Below are 18937 nucleotides of genomic sequence, written 5' to 3'. Positions count from 1 at the left end.
CCCGACTCGAGCGTTGCTGGAACTTTCGCGAACCCGCAGTTCAACGCCCGAATCAGCTGATTCGTACGGGGAGATTCACACTGGGAAATTCACACGGAGCGGGTGGTTGCCAACACCGCCGCGATCGCATCGGGGTCGCCGGACCATGTGATCGCCACAGGTGCGCGGCCGTAGGCGAACAGAAGCAACTCGCCGACGGTCCCCGTGGCCGTTACCGGTTCACCCGACCCCGCGACCAGCACGTTCTCGCCGTCCGGTGTCGCGAGCGTGAGCTGAGCAGGCATCGACCGCAGCGTGAGCTTCCCCATACCCTTCAGCGGGGTACGCAGTGCCTGCGTCATCTCAGCGCTCAGTTCGCGTGGAGTCCACGGTCCGTCCGGATCCGCGCCACCGCGCAGTACGTCCTCGTGGTGGATGAACATCTCGGCGAGATTGGCCCACCTGTCGACAAGGCGGAACATCGAATACCACGGCGGGCCGTCGGCAACCTCCTCGACGAGGTCGGGCCACGGGTGGGCAGCGGTCTGCGCCTGCACCTTCTCGGTGTGCCCGGCCAAGGGACTCACGACGATTCCGAGCGCTGCGTCGGGTCGACGCTCACGGATCACCAGGTGCGCCGCGAGGTCGCGGGCATCCCAGTCGCCACACATCGTGGGCGCATCGGGTCCGACGGTCCGTAGCGTCGCGGCCAACTCCGCGCGTTCCGACTGTGCAAGGCTCACGACCCCACCCTAGCCAGCCCGCGCGGAACGCTGTTCAGATCGACGGCAGCAGCAACGCCTTCTTGAGTCCTGCGATGTCCGAGTCGGAGAGCCGAAGTCCCTTGTGGACGTAGTTCTCGAAGCTGCCGTACGTCTTGTCTGCCGCTGCGAATGCGGCGTTGAGCAATCCGATGTTCACACCGTTGAGCGGATCGGTGGGCGATGCGTGGCGGAACGAGTTGCTGGCGAGGAAGTCGGCGTCGACGACCTGGCGATCGACGCCGAGAACGGTGAGCAGGACCGCCGAGAGCCACCCCGTGCGGTCCTTGCCTGCGCTGCAATGGAACAGCACCGATCCGCCTGCACCGACGGTGTTCTTGATGTCGAGCAGCGACGCGCGGAACGCCTCGCGTGCGTGCGCGTCGGTGACAAAGGCGCGGTAGGCGCTGGGCAGGTCGACGAGGTACGACGCCGGGACCGCACCGAGGACGTCGAAACTGCGTCGCGTGGCACCGGGAACCACTCTGTCGGGCTGCACCGTCGACTCGAGCTGAGTGCGCAGATCGATGATCGAGCGCAGGCCGTGTCGCTGGAGGACACCGACCCCGGCGGGAGTGAGCCCACTGAGATTGGCGCTGCGAATCACCTTGTCGGAGATGCGCATTCCGCTGTGCGTCGTGTAGTTCGCGAAGGTGCGGGCGTTCTGGACACCGGGCACCGAGATGGCCAGCGGCGCCGGGGCGGCGTGCGCGGTGATCGCAGCGGGAGCGGCGTGCGCCTGCGCTGCCGTCGCGACGCCGATCGGGATCAGCGTGGTGCTCAGCACCGTTGCGGCGATCGTGATCTTCCTGGCTGCGGCTGTGGCACGCGACCGGGCGTCGCTACGCGTATTCGAAGTCACTTCGGGGCTGGCCTTTCGGGGCGTCATCTCAGCTCACAACGAGACACCACGCCCCGTCGCTTACCCGCGAAATCGCGGGCCGGAGTGAGCATAACGACTGGCACCTCTCGGCTGGACGTGAGACCGCCCACAGGAGCTACGAACCGACCGCGAGCACCGTCGGCACGATCATCGGGCGTCGACGATAGGTGTCGGCAACCCACCGTCCGACAACTCGTCGAATCGTCTGGGCGATCCGATGCGCGTCGGTAACCCCTTCTGCGGCAAGCGAATCGAGCGCCTGGTCGACCAGGCTCGCCGCTTCCTTGAGCGCTTCCGGGTCGTCGGAGAACCCGCGTCCGGAGACCTCAGGAGGGCTGACGGCACGACCGGTGGCGGCGTCGATGGCGACCGTGATCGCGATGAATCCGCCCTCCCCGAGGACGAGGCGTTCGGACAGCGTCGACTCCCCCACGTCGCCGACAGACAGGCCGTCGACGTAGACGTGGCCGACGGGCACCCGTCCGACGATCTCGGCTTGGCCGTCGACGAGGTCGACGACGACGCCGTCCTCGGCGAGCATCACGCGGTCAGGGTGCACACCTGTCGCCACCGCGAGAGCCGCGTTGGCACGTAGATGCCGCCATTCCCCGTGCACCGGCATGGCATTGGTCGGCCGCACGGCGTTGTAGAGGTAGAGCAACTCGCCCGCCGAAGCATGCCCGGAGACGTGGACCTTCGCGTTCTGCTGCGTGATCACCGTCGCGCCTCGCTTGGCGAGTCCGTTGACCACCGCGAACACCGAGTTCTCGTTACCCGGGATCAACGACGACGCCAGCACGACCAGGTCGTCGGCGCGGATGTTGATCTGACGGTGTTCGCCACGAGCCATCCGGGACAACGCCGAGAGCGGCTCGCCCTGCGAACCTGTCGAGATCAACACGAGCCGGTGATCCGGGAGCGTCGCCGCGGTATCCATGTCGACGACGACGCCGTCGGGCACGTGCAGGTATCCCAGGTCCTGGGCGATCTGCATGTTGCGCACCATGGACCGTCCGACGAAGGTCACGCGCCTGTTGTGGGCGTGCGCGACGTCGATGATCTGTTGGATGCGGTGTACGTGGCTCGCGAACGATGCGACGATGACGCGCTGTTTGGCCTTGCCGATGACCTGGTCGAGGACCGAGCCGATCTGGCGTTCCGGCGTCACGAATCCGGGGACCTCGGCGTTCGTGGAGTCGACGAGGAACAGGTCGACGCCCTCGTCGCCGAGACGGCTGAATCCTGCGAGGTCGGTGAGGCGGTTGTCGAGTGGAAGCTGGTCGAGCTTGATGTCGCCGGTGTGCAACACCAGCCCCGCGGGGGTGCGGATGGCAACCGCGAGCGCGTCCGGGATCGAATGGTTGACCGCGAAGAACTCAAGGTCGAACGGTCCGTAATCGAGCCGATCGCCCTCACGTACCTCGACGAGCTTGGGCCGCAGGCGGTGTTCCTTGCACTTGGCGTCGACGAGCGCGAGAGTGAACTTCGCACCGACGACCGGGATGTCGCTGCGCAACCGCAGCAGGAACGGCACGGCGCCGATGTGATCCTCGTGGCCGTGGGTGAGTACGACCGCCTCGACGTCGTCGATGCGATCCTCGATATAGCGGAAGTCGGGCAGGATGAGGTCGACGCCGGGCTGCGCGTCCTCCGGGAACAAGACTCCCGCGTCGACGATCAGCAGCCGACCGTTGTACTCGAAAACCGTCATGTTGCGGCCGATTTCGCCGATTCCGCCCAGCGCGACCACGCGTAGTCCGCCGCGCGGCAGCTTGCGCGGGGTTCCGAGCCGGTCGACCGCCGGGTCAACGGGGATCGACTCTCGACGGCCGGCCTGTCCTTGCGCCCCCGATTGCTTGCCGTTGCCGGAGGCCTGCGCATCGTCGCGACGCTCATGCTTGCCGCGACGCCGACCGCGTCCCGGGTTCTGTTCGCCCGATGGTTTGGAACCCTGCTGAGCTGGTGCCTGCTTCTGCGCCGGCGCCTGCTGTGCCGATGCTTCTTGGGCCGGTGCTTGCTGGGCGGGAGCTTCCTGGGCTGGTGCCTGCTTCTGCGCGGGCGTCGGCTCGGGACGTTCGGCGGCCGGCGTGGGAGGACCCGCTTGGCGTGAGGCGCTGCGTCGACGTTGGGTGGCCATCAGGCGAGCACCCCCGCCGCACGTAGGTCGGTGATGAGCGCTTCGATCTGCGGGCCCGTCGCGGGCACCTGCGGCAGACGCGGATCTCCGACGTCGAATCCCAGAACACGCAACGACGCCTTGACCATCGTCACCCCGCCGAGGCGACCCATCGCATTGACCAGCGGCAGGATCGACGTGTTGATCGCACGTGCCGCAACGAGATCGCCCTTCTCGACGGCGATCTGCATGTCTCGCAGACGGTCGGGCACAAGATGTCCGATCACGCTGACAAATCCGGTCGCCCCCACCGAGAGCCACGGCAGGTTCAGTGCGTCCTCGCCGGAGAGGTATTCGAGTCCGGTCGTCGCGATGATGCCCGCCGCCGAATGCAGATCTCCCTTGGCGTCCTTGACGCCCTTGATTCGCGGGTGCTCGGCGAGGGCGATGAGTGTCTCGTTGGCGATCGGAACGACAGAGCGCGGCGGAATGTCATAGAGCAGAACCGGGAGCGACGTCGAATCGGCGACGGCCCGGAAGTGCGCGAGCAGCCCGGCCTGCGGCGGCTTGGAGTAGTACGGGGTGACGACGAGAAGCGCATGCGCACCGGCCTGCTCGGAGGCCTGCGCGAAGCGGATGCTCTCTGCGGTGTCGTAGCTTCCCGCGCCCTGCGTGATGCGGGCGCGGTCGCCGACTGCTGCGAGCACGACGCGCAGCAGGTCGAGCTTCTCCTGTGGCGTGGTTGTGGGAGACTCGCCGGTCGTCCCGGAGACGACGAGTCCGTCGCATCCCTTGGACACCAAGTGATCTGCCAGTTCGGCGGCCTTGTCGAGATCGAGCGAGCCGTCGGCGCGGAAGGGGGTCACCATTGCCACCACGTTGGTCCCGAAGGGGTGCGTGTGCAGCTGCTGCGCTCCTGCGTTCATGGTGGTCAAGGCTACCGTGGCGCCGGGAGCGTGAGCGAGCGGGCCACATCAGCGCCGTGGCGCCTGGAGCGCGAGCGAGCGGGCCACGCGGGTCTTACTACCTGGCCCGCTGCTCAGCCTTCGAGCACGAACGGCGATGTGGCGACCTCGGTGCCGTCGGCGAGCGTGCCGATCTCGAAGTCGCCGAACACGGTCGGCGCGACATCCATGAGTTGACGCAGGCATTCGACGGCGAGCTGGCGGATCTCGACGTCGGCGTGTTCGGTGGCGCGCATGCCGACGAAGTGTCGCCACGCACGGTAGTTGCCGGTGACGACGATCTTGGTTTCGGTCGCGTTGGGCAGCACCGACCTCGCGGCCTGCCGTGCCTGCTTGCGGCGCAGGATCGCGTTGGGCACGTCGGCGAATTTCGCCTCCAGGGCGTCGAGCAGTTCGCCGTACGCCTTGCGGCTCGCGTCGGTGGCTTCGGTGAACAACGCCTCGAGGTGCGCGTCGCCCTCGATTGCCGGTGGTGCGACCACGTTCGAGTCGTGTTCGGGGACGAACCGCTGCGAGAGCTGCGAATACGAGAAGTGACGATGCCGAATCAGTTCGTGCGTGCACGACCGCGAGATCCCGGTGATGTAGAAGGTCACGTTCGCGTGCTCGAGTAGCGACAGGTGACCGACCTCGAGGATGTGCCGCAGGTAACCGGCGTTCGTCGCGGTTCGGGGATTGGGCTTGTCCCAGCTCTGATAGCAAGCGCGGCCTGCGAACTCGACGAGCGCCTCGCCGCCGTCGGCGTCGGTGCTCCACGGGACGTCCTCGGGCGGGTTGAACGTGGTCGCGGCGACCATCTGCACCTTCAACGGGACCATGTCCGACATGCCGCCTCCTCTCACCTAGTGGGCATCCATGATTGTCCATCAGCGCGACCTTCACGACCCGAGCACCCCGTCGTCCGAGGGAGCTCTCGGCAACACCTGCGGAGTTTCAGCACCCGCCCCGGTGCCCGACGGGGGACGATGGGTGGCATGCCCGATCTGCACTTCAGTTCTGTTCACAGCCAGCGCTCCTGGGTCGTCGACGGCCAGGTCACCTCTCGCGAACTCGTCGAGCACAGCTTGGCCGAGATCGCTCGCCTCGGCCCCACGCTCAACGCGTTCTCCACCGTTCTGCACGACGAGGCGCGAGCCGAAGCCGATCGACTCGACGCCGCGTTGCGCGACGGCATCCCTGCCGGCCCGCTGCACGGGGTACCGATCGCGATCAAGGACGAGAACGACGTCCGCGGTGTGCCCACGGCATACGGCGGAGCGTCGGTCACGACGCCGGCACAGGCCGACTCGGAGGTGGTGAAGCGTCTGCGCGACGCGGGCGCTGTGATCATCGGCAAGACCCGGATGCCCGAGTTCGGCATCTGGCCCTTCACCGAAACCGCTGCGAACGGCTGGACTCGTAATCCGTGGGACACCGACCGGTCCCCCGCCGGCTCGAGCGGAGGCACCGCGGCAGCGGTCGCGTCGGGGATGGTGGCCGCAGGTATTGGCGGCGACGGAGGTGGGTCGATCCGCCTCCCGTCGAGCTGGTGCGGCCTGTTCGGGCTCAAACCGCAGCGAGGTCGGGTCAGTACCGCACCCAACCCCGACCTGTGGCGAGCGCTGGGCACCCTGGGACCGTTGACCCGCACCGTCGCAGACAGCGCACTCATCTACGACGTGATCTCCGGTGCGACGTCGACAGACAGATTTCATGCCACTGAGCTGGCCGGTTCATTCGTCGACGCTGCGGGCACACCGCCCGGCCGTCTGCGGATCCGGCTTTCGTTTCGCAATCCGATGCGGGCGGGCATGGTCGACGACGAGTCGGCCGCGGCGATACGCGCGCTGGCCGACCGACTGCGGGACGCGGGACACGACGTCGTCGAATCAGACCCCGACTACCCGCTCCTGTCGGGGGTGTTCTCCGTGCAAACCGCGTCGGGTGTCTCCGAAGAGGCTGCGCGCGTGGAACATCCGGACCGGCTCGAGCGCAATACTCGACGCATCGCCCGAGTCGGACGTGTCCTCCACGCCCGTGCCGGATGGGCCGAGCGACGCGCGGAGCAGTTCGCAGACGAACTCCTCGCAACGATCTTCGACGACTACGACATCCTGCTGACCCCGACCACGCTCACCACCGCCGTCGAGGCGGGGCAGCTCGATCGGCACGGGTTCGTCGGCCTTCTACGTGCGGCAGCCGAGACCGCGTCGTACACGGCGGCGTGGAACGTACTGGGCAACCCCGCGGCAGCCGTACCCATCGGAGTGGATCGGTCGGGCCTGCCGCAGAGCGCTCAGCTCGTCGGACCGGCGAACAGCGAGTTGTTGCTCGTGTCGCTGGCCGCTCAGATCGAGCAGATGATTGGGTTCACCGAGCATCGGCCACACGTCACCGGACGGTGAGCACGCCGGCCGGGCTCACTCGTCGAGAAGCGCGGTGAGCTTGGCGAGCGTGTCGGTCCAATCGGACACGCTGATCGACGTGATGCCCAGTTCCATCACGGGACGGTCGTTTCCGCCCTCGTCGAGACGGTCGCCGTAGAAGAGGATGTCGTCGACGGTGAGGTCGAGGATCTCCATCAGTCGGCGCGCGCCGTAGGACTTGTCGATGCCCTTGCGGGTCACGTCGACCGACGTCGATCCGCCGCTGCGCACCTCGAGGTCGGGAAGTCGTTCGGCCGCGTACGCGCGCAGCGACTCCTTCTTGCGACCGTCGGGATCCCATGCCTTCTTGGCGTCGACGGGAGCGGCCTGCCCCAATGCGCTGAACGTGATCTGGCTGCCCCGATCCTCGAGCACCGGCCCCCACGTCTCGGTCTCCCACAGCCCGAGTTCTTTCGCGCCGGTCTCGAGCGTGGTCAGGGTGCGCTGCTTCTCGTCGTCGGTGAGGTACTCGGCGTACACGGTCTTCCACTCGGAGCCGTCCCACCGCACGTACTGCGTGCCGTTCGTGGGCATCAGATGCAGGTTCGCGCGATTCACGCCGTCGCCGAGTCGGTCGAGCACCTGCACCTGGAACTGATCGAAGTTGCCGCCCGAGATGATGCACGCCATGCTGCGGTCGAGTAGTCGGCCGAAGACCTCGACCATGGAATCGTCCATGGGGCTCTTCGACGGTGCCAGGGTGTCGTCGAGGTCGAACATGACCAGTTGGTAGGTGCGCCCGTCGTGCGTGACCGTCATCGGTACCTCTCGTGAACTCTTCGATGTGGTGAATGCCTGCTGGATTGTCTCAAAGCCGGGAACAGCATGTCATGCCGAAGCCCCGACGGTGGCATGAGCCAAGGTGGCAGCCAGATCGCCTCGGGAACCGACCTCGACGCCGTCGAGTCCGAGCCACTGCGCCGTCGTTGCGAGGTCGGTTGCGAGGCGCTCGGCGACCATGCCTGCGTCACTCCCCTCCTCGAGGTGGGCCGCAGGCACCCGGAGCACACCCGCGGCGCGGTCGGCCTTGAGATCGACGCGTGCGACGATCTCGTCGCCGAGCAGGTAGGGATGCACGTAGTAGCCGTGTACGCGTTTGTGTTCGGGTACGTAGATCTCGATGCGATAGCGGAAACCGAAGAGCCGTTCGGCACGCGGACGAAAGAAGACCAGCGGATCAAACGGTGACAGCAGCGCCGACCGTTCGTCCGCATGGGCGATGCGACGCGGAATCACGGTGTCGGCGTGCACGAACGCGGGGTCTTTCCAGTGACGCACCGAGACCTGTTGCAGCACTGCGTCTTCCACCAACTCGGCGACGACACCGCGAACCTCGGCGGGCTTGAGTCGGTAGTAGTCGGCGAGATCGGCGACCGTCGCGACGCCAAGTGCCGCAGCGGCATTCGTCACCAACTGTCTGTGCGCATCGACCCTGCCGATGCGGCGCTGCGCGACCTCGCCGACGACGCGCTCGGTGAGGTCGTAATGGCGTCCGAAGTTGGCGTCTCGCACAGCCGACAACTCACCGGAGGCGAACATCGCTTCGCACAGATGCTTCACGTCGCCGCGATTCCACCAGCCGCCGGGCGCACTGGGTTCACGCTCGATTCCGAGATGACTCTCGATCAGGCGCGGCGTCGACGGTCCAATCTCGGCGATGAGCGCCCGAATGTCTGCCGCGAGAGCCCGATTGTCGCGCATGAGTTCTCGTGTGTGGAGATACCGTCCGTCTCGGTACTCTTCCATCCGCCACCCGAACAGCGGCCAGTCGTCGACCGGAATCAGCGCGGCCTCGTGCGCCCAGTATTCGACGAGCATCCGAGTGGCCCGTCCGGGATGCCACGCGGCGCGGTCGAGCTGGGTTCGGTCGTAGGTGCCGAGTCGCGAGAACAACGGCAGGTAGTGCGCTCGCACCGCGATGTTCACCGAGTCCATTTGGATCAATCGCGTGCGTTCGACGATCCGCGACACCTGCTTGCGTGTCACGGTTCCCGCGAAGGGTCGAGGACCGAATCCCTGTGCGGTGAGGGCGATTCGGGCCGCCTGCGCGGCCGTGAGCTCGGGAGACGCCATCGCGGAGGCTATCAAGCTCCCCGACGCACATCCGACGTCGCGCCGTGACGCGAGTAGTCGACGAATCGATAGCGAAGTCCGCCCGACGACGTCTCCCACGACGTCGTCTCCGCGACCTCCCACCCGTACGGGTCGATCTCGGGTGCGAACGCGTCGGCGCCCTCGACGAGGAGGTCGATCTCGGTCACGTGCAATCGCGTGGCGTGTTCCATCGCGGCCTCGTAGATGGCCCCGCCACCCATCACCGTGACGGCGCCGACGATCCGATCGAGCGCTTCACGCAGCGAACCCGCAATCTCGGCTCCTGGCGCGACGTAGTCGCTGTTGCGGGTGATCACGACATTGCGGCGCTCCGGCAACGGCCGAAATCGCTCGGGCAGCGACTCCCACGTCTTTCGTCCCATCACGACCGGGTCGGTGCCCGTCAGTTCGCGGAACCGGCGCATGTCCTCGGGAACGCGCCACGGAATCGCATTCTGACGCCCGATGGCGCCGACGCGGTCTTGGGCCCAGACGAGTGTGATGACGGTGGCCATGGACAGAGACTACCGCCGCGCTCCGACAGGCTCTCCGAGCGTCGACGCGCCCCGATCTACCTGTGACGAATCATGCGGTACCGCAGCACCTTCGGTCGCCTGAGTACCGCCTGCCGGCGCTGTTGCCGGGTCGGTGGTACTCGGCACGTCATCGACAGGGCGGCTATCGCTCTCGGGTCCGCCACCCGCATTCGGAGGATCTGCCGACTCGCCCTCCGAAGGCACCTGCGGTTGATTGCCAGGCCGCGGCGGTGCCGCCGAACGACCGGAGGGCGGCGTGTCCGGCTTGATGGATTCGGCCCCCGCCGCCGAGTTGTCCGAAGCCTCGCCCGATTCGGCGGCGCGCGGCACCGACGTCTCCGGGTCGCGCTGACCGGGAAGTGCCACGGTCGAATCGTTCACCTGCGCGGATCGTGCCTGAGCGGCGACAGGAGCCGCCGACAACTCGACAGTCGAACTGCGCGAGGATTCAGCTGAACTGTCGGGATGCGCGGCGTCGAACCAGTCTCGGAAGCTGAACTCCGGCACCCCGAATGGTCCGTTGATTGCCGTTGTGCCGAGTGGCCGGTTGGACGGATCGCCGGACTTCTGCGCGACAGCGTCGTCGATACCTGTCGCGATCGCGATCGCAACGGTGATGGCGTCACGCACCGGCGAGAACCGGAACCACTGCGCCGGAAGCGGTTCCCCCGGACTGATGTCGCGGCTGTATCCCATTTCGACGATGGTGCGTAACGGCATATCCAGCGCGGTGATCCACGTCGCGGGTAGCACGCCCACCAGTGGAACGAGGATCGGCAGAACCTCTGCCGGAATCAGGTAATAGTGCGTGTCCCCGTACTCGCCCTGATCGACGGTGCCCGGTGCGCCCAGCGGTGATTCAAATGGATAGAGGCCGTGCTGATAGGCGATGCCGAGAACCGCGTTCAGGTCAGCGATCACGTTGAGCGGGTGTGACGGGAAGTCCGAGAAGCCGTCGTACTGGAAGCTGATATCGGTTGTGCGGAAATGACATTGCTCGTCGACGCAACTGTTCGTCGGCGCCGCGCCGTCCATGCTGATACCGAGGAACGGAATCGACAATCCTGCGAACCTCGCGAGGATTCCCCCGTTGGGCCTGTTCACGTCCGCGGCCAGAACGAAAGACACGTCGGGAGCCGACGCCCAGCCGACGCTCGAGTAGTAGTCGATCAGCGACCGTTTGGTGATCGCCGCGATCCTGGTGCTCTGCGAGTATCCGAACACGACGAGCTGATCGCCCGCGGCGGGCGTGCCGAACGAGAGATTGCGCGGACACGCATTCGCACCCGATACACAGGCACTCAGATTCGCCACTCCGAGCGCGACAGAACGATCGAAACTCAGGTCGCCCGCGGTGAATGGCGCGAACTCCTCCGGCGTGTACACGGCGACCTTGTTGAGGTCGGCCGCGTTCACACCACTGGCCTGCGCGAGGTAGTTCGACGCGATGAGGTTGAGATAGGTGTCGACGAACTCGTCGGTTTGCGCTTGAGGACCGAAGTCCACCAACGGATTCCAGGTACCACCCATGATGAGCGCCGTGACGGTCGCCGCGTTCGCCACCGTCATGACGGCAGCCGCCCAGACAGCTCCGATGACGCCACCGATCGCCGACGCCATCGCGGCGCAGACGCGCAGAATCGATCCCATATGTAGTTACCAACCGATCGGGCCGACCGCTCCCGACCCGACTTCGAAAGTCAGCCCGTTGGTCGCGAGGGCACTCCCGACCGACGAGACCGGCAGAGTGCGGTGAGGCCCATCAGATCTCCGCGCGGTGAATCATGATGTAACACACATCACACTTCGATACCGTCGGCACTGAAAAGTAGGCCACGATAAACACTCCGTTCGAAGGACAACGGATGCTGCTCGTGATCAGACCGCGACAGGCGCCTTGATTCCCGGGTGTGACCGATAGTCGACGATCTCGATGTCGTCGAACTCGTAGTCGAAGATCGACTCGCGCGGATTCAGTCGGAGCGTCGGATACGGATACGGCTCACGCGAGAGCTGCAGGTTGACCTGGTCGACGTGGTTGTCGTAGATGTGGCAGTCCCCGCCGGTCCAGACGAATTCCCCGACGTCGAGGCCGGCCTGCTGCGCCATCATGTGCGTGAGCAACGCGTACGACGCGATGTTGAACGGCACTCCGAGGAACAGATCCGCACTGCGCTGATAGAGCTGACACGACAACTTGCCGTCGGCAACATAGAACTGGAAGAACGCGTGGCACGGCGGCAACGCCATCTGCGGGATCTCCCCCACGTTCCACGCAGACACGATGTTGCGTCGCGAGTCGGGGTTGGTCTTGAGCATCTCGAGCGCCGCGGAGATCTGGTCGATGTGCTCACCCGACGGAGTCGGCCAACTCCGCCACTGCACGCCGTAGACGGGGCCGAGTTCGCCGTTCTCGTCGGCCCACTCGTCCCAGATCGTCACGCCTCTGTCCTGGAGCCATCGCACGTTGGAATCGCCGCGCAGAAACCACAGCAATTCGTAGATGATCGACTTCAGATGCACCTTCTTGGTGGTGACCAGCGGGAAACCCTGAGCGAGGTCGTAGCGAAGCTGGTGCCCGAACAGACTGCGTGTTCCGGTCCCGGTGCGATCGGCCTTGGGCGTGCCGGTGTCCATCACCAGACGCAGCAGGTCTTCATATGGCGTCGGGATCGTCTCTGTCGAGCTGAGGTCGCGGATGGCCGTACTCACGCCTGCCAGTCTAGGGCCGTCGCACCTGCCCCCGGTCTTCGCGACACCCCCGTGGGTTGCGTGTGGCTCGTGTGATGTGTGGTGACAAGAGACTAGGCTCGCTATGTGCCGCCCCGCCCGCGTACCCGCGCCAACCGCTACGCACGACGTCGCAGGTCACGAGTCGCGGCGAAATCGCACGACCTGACTCCCCTCCAGTGGGCAGCACTCAAAGAAGCGTGGGGCGGCTGCGCATACTGTCGCGCCGATGGTGTTGCGCTGCAACGTGATTGCATGTTGGCGATTTCCCGTGGTGGTCGCTACACGCTGGGGAATGTGGTGCCGTGCTGCCGATCATGCAACGCCAGCAAGTGCAATACCGAGGTCACCACGTGGATGCGTCGCAAGAAGCTCGACGAACGCTTGTTCCTGGTCCGGCAGGCCCAGATCATCGCTGAACTGACCGACGCCTTCGAAGAGGCGCAACCGACGGAATGACCGGCCTCACGAGAACACTGCGAGTCCCTTGCCGACGAAGTACACACCGACGACGAGACACGTGATGATGGTGATCGGCGAGATATTTGCCTCGAGCCACTCCCTGAAGTTGTTCAGCGCCGGATCGAGCCGGTGACCTCCCACTATCGCAATGAGCAGTGGGAGCAGGATGCCGAGACTGGCGATGAGGACATAGATCACCAGCACTATCCACGCCTCTGACCGGTTCCCGGTGTCCTCGGCAATTCGCGCCCCCGCGCCGAGACTGAGTGGCACGTTCTTCACGATCGCCACCGCTTCGACAAGCCCGAGCCCCAACACCGACAGCCCCGACATCGCCGTCACCCTGGCGAGGAGTTTCGCTTCGCTTGCCGGCTCACCGGGCGCGGGTCGCCTTCGCCAGGAAATCACTGCTAGTCCAAGGAAGATCAGCCCGAGTATCAGGGTGAAGATCTTGACTCCGTCATCCGTGGCGGCGGGTGAATCCTCTTCTGCCACGTCCGTCACCGCGACCGCGATGCCCGTCACGACAAGCAGACTGACGATCCACCCGACAGCAAAGAGCACCGCTTTGGCGCGGCCGTGTTCGGACAACAGGAGCACGACACCCGAGATGATCGCGACCGGACTGATCGCGACCGTCACCGCGATCGGCAACACATCTCCCACCGCGGTGGCGATCACGCCGCTGCTCCTGTCACGATTGACGCCTTCCGCACTCGCCGACGATTGTTTGCGCAAGTTTTCCAGCAGTCGTGCATTTTCGTCGTAGATGGCCGCAAAGTCGGCACAAAATGCGCGGTGGCGTCGGCCCGTGTCCTCACGTTCCAGACGCGGCTCGAACTGGCAGACGCGGCTGGTGCACCAGCCGCGTTCACCGACTCGAGCCGCGTTTGCGATCCCTGCCGGCCCGCCTAGGTCGATAGCCCAGCGGCCACGGTCGCGCCCAGCTCCCAGCACGCCTCCAGCACAGCCTTGTCCGGCTTGTTCGACGCGATCACGTACTCCGCGGCCTTCTCCCAGCCGAGCCCCGCGGTGATCCGGTCGACCGCGTTCACCGCGCCCTCCGTCCCCTCGTTGCCGAACGGGCGGCGCGGGTCGGTGGCCGTCGTGAATGACCGGCAGCGGCGCGGCCACCTGGCACGCTAACGCGGTGCGCCGGTCCTCAACAGCACGCGCGCAAGGCCGTCAGGGCGCACTTGGAGGACGCCGACCCCGACCACAACGCCGCGTAGGCAGTGCGGTGGAATCGCCATAATCCCCCGGACCCGCGGGCGATAGCGTAGCCCGCATGATCGGTGACAGCAGTGACAAGTCGGAGAGCCCAAGTTCGTTCGATGAGTTTGAACGCCAGATCGAGGCGAGTGAGCGCGTCGCCGACGAGTGGTTCAGCGAACCGTCGACCGAAATCTGTCGGCTCCTCTGGCAGGTGTGCGGCGCATGGGAGACCGTGATCGAGGAGGTCCGGTTCTTGCGCTACAACATCGCGGAGAACCCGCCAACGGAGCCGCCGTTCTTCTACCCGGACGGTGAGCACATAGCACGCGATCTGCGCCGTGTCGCCCGAAAGCTGAATCTGCGACTACCGAGCAAGACTGAGTGGACCGACGAGTGTAAGCGCGCCAAGTCGATGCGTGACGACCTCGGTCACTTGCTGCATTTCACCTCGGTCACGGGTCAGAGTCCCAACCAGTCGGTGACGGTTCTCCGTGTGCCCTACTGGGAGCCTAACGAGATGACCGTGACCATGGGAGGCATCGGACTGTGGGACGAGGAAAGCCAGACCAGCGTGACCACGCACGAAGCAAGGTGGGCGATCCATAACCGCAAAACTGTCACGATCACTGAGGCCGAGGCTCGCGAGGTCCTGGCCGGACTGAAGTACGTGAAGGCTTGCATCTTCGCGCTACGCAAGTTCGGGATGCAGTTCGCGGTGTGGGGCGACACCAAGGATGTCGGCTACGTGCTGGGAATCCTTCCGTGGTGGCTCGACGATTGGGGACCTCGCCCCGGCGAAAATGGCTGGACCGTACCGACGATGCGTCAGCTCCGAACAATCCCGCAGCACGACTACATCGAGTCCCTTCCCGAGTCGCAGCGACCACTGATCTGAGTTCCGCACCCCAGCGGTACATGATCGTCACATCGACCACCGCGCCTTCGACGCCTTCCGCGAATCGGGCGACAACAGAGGTGCGATGCCGCGGCTGGTGGCGAACTGTTGGGGCTCGATCGCCGGACTCGCCCACCAGCTTTACACCGATGGCGAGGTACCCCAGTCCGACGTCGACAAGGCGCTGTTCCTGCCCCTCGACGACCCCGACGCCCGCTCGTTCGCACTCGCCAACATCAGGAGCGGTGCGACGCCGGGCACCTTCGGGGTCACCCCGGCAGGCGTGCGAGGCTGATCCATCGCGTCCCGCCGAGGAACCGCCTACTACCCAAAGTCCGCCCATCCCAGCATCTCCCGATACAGAACCTCATTCCCGGTCGCATCTGGCATCGGGCGTGGATCGTCCGCCCAACACCCCAGCACTGGGTGCTGCACAGTCGTGATCGTCGCAAGAGTCTTATTGCGGATGAGGAAATGTGAGAACTCCTCGACATATCGGAGCGTCTCTTTAAACAACGTGGTCGCTAGTGTCGCTAGATCAGCGGCATATGAACGTGGTTCAAAGGGATTTGAGGACTGCGCGTTCCAAACTCCTAAGCGGTCTAGTTGGTCCTGGTTCAGTGGTGTGCTACCCGGATCAAACTCAGCGAGGCCGTCCAGAGTTACAGCCACCGTTGTCGACGAACCATAGCCCCGAGATAGCTGGTGCTGCGCATCGAGCGGCAACGCATGAATACGGTTTCGTAGCTGACCGATGACCCGCGCATACGCGCCGAGCGCTTCGAGTTTCGATGTGTCGGTCGGTTCGAACTGCTCGATCACCGAACGCAGTTCAACCGCCGATGTGAGCGAACCACGCTGCTTGTCCGGATTCAGACTTGTGTCGAGTAGCGTTCGGGTTACGCGAGCGTATCTGTCCATCGCCGCACAAAGATAGAGCAAGATTCGGTCGAATGCCTCGGCGGTGATCTCGGCGGTATCCGACCGCTGCATCTCAGATGAGCTGCCGTTACTGAGTACAGCGAGGAGATTGTCGACGGCTCGCGCTGCACGGCCTAGGCGCAGCGCTATCGCGGCCATAGACTCGACGAGATCAGAGTCACGGCCCATCGTGGCCATCAGGCGTATCGCGGTGAGATGCGGTACCGAAGCGTCGATCCCGGCGAGGTAAAGGTCGACAACGGATGTGGCGTTGTACTTTCGGACATACGTACTTCCCCCCTGCAATTTGCCCTTCGCCGATTCCAGCACGTGGTTTCCTGTGCTGCGAAGGTAATGACCAAACAGGGGTAGCAGCTGATTGGGGGTGACACTGATGACCGAGTCATTGTCGGCCACGTCGTCTCGCAGTGCGGTCGGAGCCGTCGTGACGATGACGTCTACGCCAACAGCACCGGCCGCCGCTGCCAGTGCAGACGCTCTGTGCCGATCGGCAAGGGTCAGGCCATCGTCGTCCGAATATGCCTTGCGAGCCGCTTCATCGAGCTGCGCGTAGATGCTGAAGAAGTTCCCCGACGTCCACAGCCATTGCTCGCCGTCTCGATAGCCGGAAATACCAACAGTCGATGCGTCGGCGAACATCGGGGCGTCCTCCACGGTGGTGAATGTGAACTCGTACCACTCGCTAGAGCCGAGGGCACGAAGCCACGCTGTCGGTTCGCCAGCATCGTTTTGGACCATCAAAATCGGCTCAACCTCGTCGTCCCGACCGACCACCCTTAGCAGTTCCGCCGTCGGTTCTGGCAAGGTCTGGATGTCAATGCCAACTCGCATTGTGCGAGTACTTGGCTGGATCGGGAACAGGGGCTGCGCGTCGCGCTGGGTCCCGGTCGTATTTGCCGGAGGCCGAACGTATCGCATGTAGCGGAAGCGCGGGATGTCTTCGGGCACTGTCAAAGTCATGGCATACAGATACACGGTGCCCCCGACACGCTGGAGCATTGCGAATAGTCTGAACCAATTAGCGGGTAGGCGTCGAGCCCGCACCCGCCCCCAGTGGTAGATCAGTCACTTGCGGCGAGGAAGGTGACGATGGATGGCCTCGACACCCACCCGCATGGATACGGCGCGTGGGTGTCCGCCCCTCCGCCTAAAGTTGTCGAATGGCCAAGAAGCCCACCCCGCAGGCGATTGTTGAAGGTTTCATTCTCCGTGCGCGCCGAATCATGGAGCACTCGCTGATCCGTGATCAGGCAGCGCTGATGGAGAAGCTGCACACAGGCGAAGTCAATGTGGCGGTAACGGTGAATGCGAAGACTGGTGAAGAAACCTATCGGCTACGGGCTGAGTATCCCGACGAAGAGATTCTAGAGTCGCTGGCCAGCAGAGTCCGTCCGCTGATTCTGAGCAGCGAACCGATCTACTACGACAAGGTCCTCGATGCACTCGCCGAGGTTGTAGGTGCCGAAACGCTCAGCGAGCAAATAGATTTGGATTGGTGGCGAGAGTTCTGGAGAGAAATCATCGACGCTAACCGCGACGCACAGGCATATCTCGTGACGACTCCGAATGGCTCTATCACCGACCGGAAGCTGATGTACGCCTGGCTCTACGGAGACGTCGTTCATGCGGCATCGCCTCGATCCCCGATCGTTCGCGAGTTGAGCATCGACGATCGTTTTCAGGCCGCCGCCCACGGAGTGGCGCGGATCTGCGATCGAGTCATCTACACAGCAATGATGTTAAAGACCCTGATCGAAGATGGGCTGTTGGAGGTCAGTTCTGATGTCTTGACTGACGATGTGGTGGTTACCACCACCACACTGGACGAGGAAGTCCGCGCGCTGACCGCGCCGGTCGATGCCCCTTTCCCAAAGGACCTTTCGGATCTCGACCCGACCGTGTGGCAAACCCTTCATCAGTCCATCGAGCACAATCGCCAGGCTGAATTCGAGGAGATCACGGGCAATGGGTCAACTGATACGCCTACCCCATGAGCTGGGACGAGATCGTCGCACCCAGCTCCCAGCACGCCTCGAGCACAGCCTTGTCCGGCTTGTTCGACGCGATGACGTACTCCGCGGCCTTCTCCCAGCCGAGCCCCGCGGTGATCCGGTCGACCGCGTTCTCCGCGCCCTCCGTCCCCTCGTTGCCGTGAAGGTAGAGGCCGAACGGGCGGCCCCGCGTCGAGTCGAGGATCTGGTAGTACGAGCAATCGAAGGCGTGTTTGAGGGCCCCTGAGATCGAACCGAGGTTGGCGGGACTGCCGAGGACATACCCGTCGGCGTCGAGGAAGTCGCTGGTCGACACCGACAGTGCGGCACGACGCACGACGTCGACGCCCTCGATCTCGGGGTCCGTTGCACCGCTGACCACCGCCTCGAACATCGCCTGGCAATGCGGCGACGGCGTGTGGTGGACGATCAGCAGGCGACTCATGCGCTTGGCCGCTGCTCACGTCCATGGAACTGCGCCACGGCGCGTTTCATCATCTCTCTGGCTCGAGAGCGATCGCCCGCGTAGTCATAGGCGCGCGCGATCCGATACGTGTTGTGCCAATCGGACGGGTTTGCTTCCCACTCCTGCTTGACCTGGGCGAACAGTTCGTCAGCAGCCTCACGTTCGATGCGACCCGACGCTCGACGCGGCAGGTCGGAGACGTTGAGTTCACGTCCCTCCTGCGCCATGATCCGCGCCAGTTTCTGATGCTCGATGCCCGCACGCAACGTCGACCAGATCAGCCACGCACCAAGGAACGGCAGGATCAACACTCCGATACCGAGCCCCACCGCCACGACGCCGCCGTGCGCAATGAGTTGCACACCGGTCCTGCCGAGCAGCACGAAGTAGACGATCATCGCGACGACGAGAAACGCGATCATCCACACGATCGGGCGGGCGTCGCGCTGCGTCGGATCCTTCTTTTGCTTCTTGCTCGGCTCGGCAGACATCGGCAG

19 protein-coding genes and 1 pseudogene are annotated in these 18937 nt (G+C 64.7%); 5 read left to right on the top strand and 15 right to left on the bottom strand.

Annotated elements, in window-relative coordinates; all coding sequences use genetic code 11:
- Nucleotides 1-89: 89 nt before the first annotated feature.
- From RND64_RS09715 to thyX, 5 genes are all read right to left on the bottom strand, one after another.
- Nucleotides 90-722, bottom strand: coding sequence for a TIGR03085 family metal-binding protein (locus RND64_RS09715; RefSeq protein WP_049697152.1), 633 nt, complete (start codon nt 720-722; stop codon nt 90-92).
- A 34-nt stretch (nt 723-756) separates the two neighbouring features.
- Nucleotides 757-1602 carry a tyrosine-protein phosphatase gene (locus tag RND64_RS09710; RefSeq protein ID WP_152929972.1) on the bottom strand — a complete coding sequence of 282 codons (846 nt, stop codon included), beginning with the start codon at nt 1600-1602 and terminating at the stop codon, nt 757-759.
- Between the two features lie 136 nt (nt 1603-1738).
- On the bottom strand, nt 1739-3760 hold the full coding sequence (locus tag RND64_RS09705) for a ribonuclease J (RefSeq protein ID WP_049697150.1): 2022 nt from the start codon (nt 3758-3760) through the stop codon (nt 1739-1741).
- Nucleotides 3760-4665 (bottom strand): 4-hydroxy-tetrahydrodipicolinate synthase, encoded by a 906-nt coding sequence (dapA, locus tag RND64_RS09700; protein ID WP_049697149.1) that lies wholly within the window; start codon nt 4663-4665, stop codon nt 3760-3762. Before dapA ends, RND64_RS09705 begins: the two co-directional genes overlap by 1 nt.
- Nucleotides 4666-4778: 113 nt before the next feature.
- Nucleotides 4779-5531, bottom strand: a complete 753-nt coding sequence (gene thyX, locus RND64_RS09695; protein WP_049697148.1) for an FAD-dependent thymidylate synthase — start codon at nt 5529-5531, stop codon at nt 4779-4781.
- Nucleotides 5532-5678: 147 nt separating this feature from the next.
- On the opposite strand from thyX, the gene RND64_RS09690 reads away from it, so the two are divergent.
- Entirely contained in the window at nt 5679-7088 is a 1410-nt protein-coding gene (locus RND64_RS09690; RefSeq protein ID WP_331436611.1) for an amidase, read from the top strand.
- 15 nt (nt 7089-7103) lie between these two features.
- Here the strand turns inward: RND64_RS09690 and RND64_RS09685 are convergent, their stop codons facing one another.
- The 5 genes from RND64_RS09685 to RND64_RS09665 form a co-directional block, all read right to left on the bottom strand.
- A complete protein-coding gene (locus RND64_RS09685) occupies nt 7104-7868 on the bottom strand; it encodes an HAD-IIB family hydrolase (protein WP_049697147.1) in 765 nt (254 codons plus the stop codon).
- Nucleotides 7869-7937: 69 nt separating this feature from the next.
- Complete coding sequence (locus RND64_RS09680; protein WP_049697146.1) at nt 7938-9182, bottom strand: winged helix-turn-helix domain-containing protein; 1245 nt, start codon at nt 9180-9182, stop codon at nt 7938-7940.
- A gap of 11 nt (nt 9183-9193) precedes the next feature.
- A complete protein-coding gene (locus RND64_RS09675) occupies nt 9194-9718 on the bottom strand; it encodes a dihydrofolate reductase (protein WP_049697145.1) in 525 nt (174 codons plus the stop codon).
- A 9-nt stretch (nt 9719-9727) separates the two neighbouring features.
- Complete coding sequence (locus RND64_RS09670) at nt 9728-11389, bottom strand: PE-PPE domain-containing protein (protein ID WP_049697144.1); 1662 nt, start codon at nt 11387-11389, stop codon at nt 9728-9730.
- Between the two features lie 228 nt (nt 11390-11617).
- On the bottom strand, nt 11618-12451 hold the full coding sequence (locus RND64_RS09665) for a thymidylate synthase (RefSeq protein WP_049697143.1): 834 nt from the start codon (nt 12449-12451) through the stop codon (nt 11618-11620).
- A 105-nt stretch (nt 12452-12556) separates the two neighbouring features.
- Between RND64_RS09665 and RND64_RS09660 the strand changes: the two genes are divergently transcribed.
- A complete protein-coding gene (locus RND64_RS09660; protein ID WP_049697142.1) occupies nt 12557-12928 on the top strand; it encodes an HNH endonuclease in 372 nt (123 codons plus the stop codon).
- 6 nt (nt 12929-12934) lie between these two features.
- On the opposite strand, the gene RND64_RS09655 is transcribed toward RND64_RS09660, so the two are convergent.
- The gene (locus tag RND64_RS09655; RefSeq protein WP_049697473.1) at nt 12935-13612 is read right to left on the bottom strand and encodes a GAP family protein; all 678 of its coding nucleotides are present in this window, start codon (nt 13610-13612) and stop codon (nt 12935-12937) included.
- A gap of 230 nt (nt 13613-13842) precedes the next feature.
- Nucleotides 13843-14010, bottom strand: a pseudogene (locus tag RND64_RS09650) (flavodoxin family protein); the annotation flags it as partial.
- 209 nt (nt 14011-14219) lie between these two features.
- Between RND64_RS09650 and RND64_RS09645 the strand changes: the two are divergent.
- Complete coding sequence (locus RND64_RS09645) at nt 14220-15041, top strand: hypothetical protein (RefSeq protein WP_049697141.1); 822 nt, start codon at nt 14220-14222, stop codon at nt 15039-15041.
- 85 nt (nt 15042-15126) lie between these two features.
- On the top strand, nt 15127-15336 hold the full coding sequence (locus RND64_RS09640) for a hypothetical protein (protein WP_053117313.1): 210 nt from the start codon (nt 15127-15129) through the stop codon (nt 15334-15336).
- Nucleotides 15337-15365: 29 nt separating this feature from the next.
- Here the strand turns inward: RND64_RS09640 and RND64_RS09635 are convergent, their stop codons facing one another.
- A complete protein-coding gene (locus RND64_RS09635) occupies nt 15366-16982 on the bottom strand; it encodes a hypothetical protein (RefSeq protein WP_235434254.1) in 1617 nt (538 codons plus the stop codon).
- 161 nt (nt 16983-17143) lie between these two features.
- On the opposite strand from RND64_RS09635, the gene RND64_RS09630 reads away from it, so the two are divergent.
- On the top strand, nt 17144-17977 hold the full coding sequence (locus RND64_RS09630) for a hypothetical protein (RefSeq protein ID WP_049697140.1): 834 nt from the start codon (nt 17144-17146) through the stop codon (nt 17975-17977).
- On the opposite strand, the gene RND64_RS09625 is transcribed toward RND64_RS09630, so the two are convergent.
- Entirely contained in the window at nt 17967-18419 is a 453-nt protein-coding gene (locus RND64_RS09625) for a flavodoxin family protein (protein ID WP_049697139.1), read from the bottom strand. The two genes, RND64_RS09630 and RND64_RS09625, sit on opposite strands and share 11 nt — an antisense overlap.
- On the bottom strand, nt 18416-18931 hold the full coding sequence (locus tag RND64_RS09620; protein ID WP_049697138.1) for a hypothetical protein: 516 nt from the start codon (nt 18929-18931) through the stop codon (nt 18416-18418). Before RND64_RS09620 ends, RND64_RS09625 begins: the two co-directional genes overlap by 4 nt.
- Nucleotides 18932-18937: the final 6 nt, after the last annotated feature.

This window comes from Gordonia sp. w5E2, from assembly GCF_036540975.1.
In the GTDB taxonomy this organism is placed as follows: Bacteria; Actinomycetota; Actinomycetes; order Mycobacteriales; family Mycobacteriaceae; genus Gordonia; species Gordonia jacobaea.
Note: the sequence above shows the minus strand (reverse complement) of the source record. Positions and strands in the feature narration are given on the sequence as shown.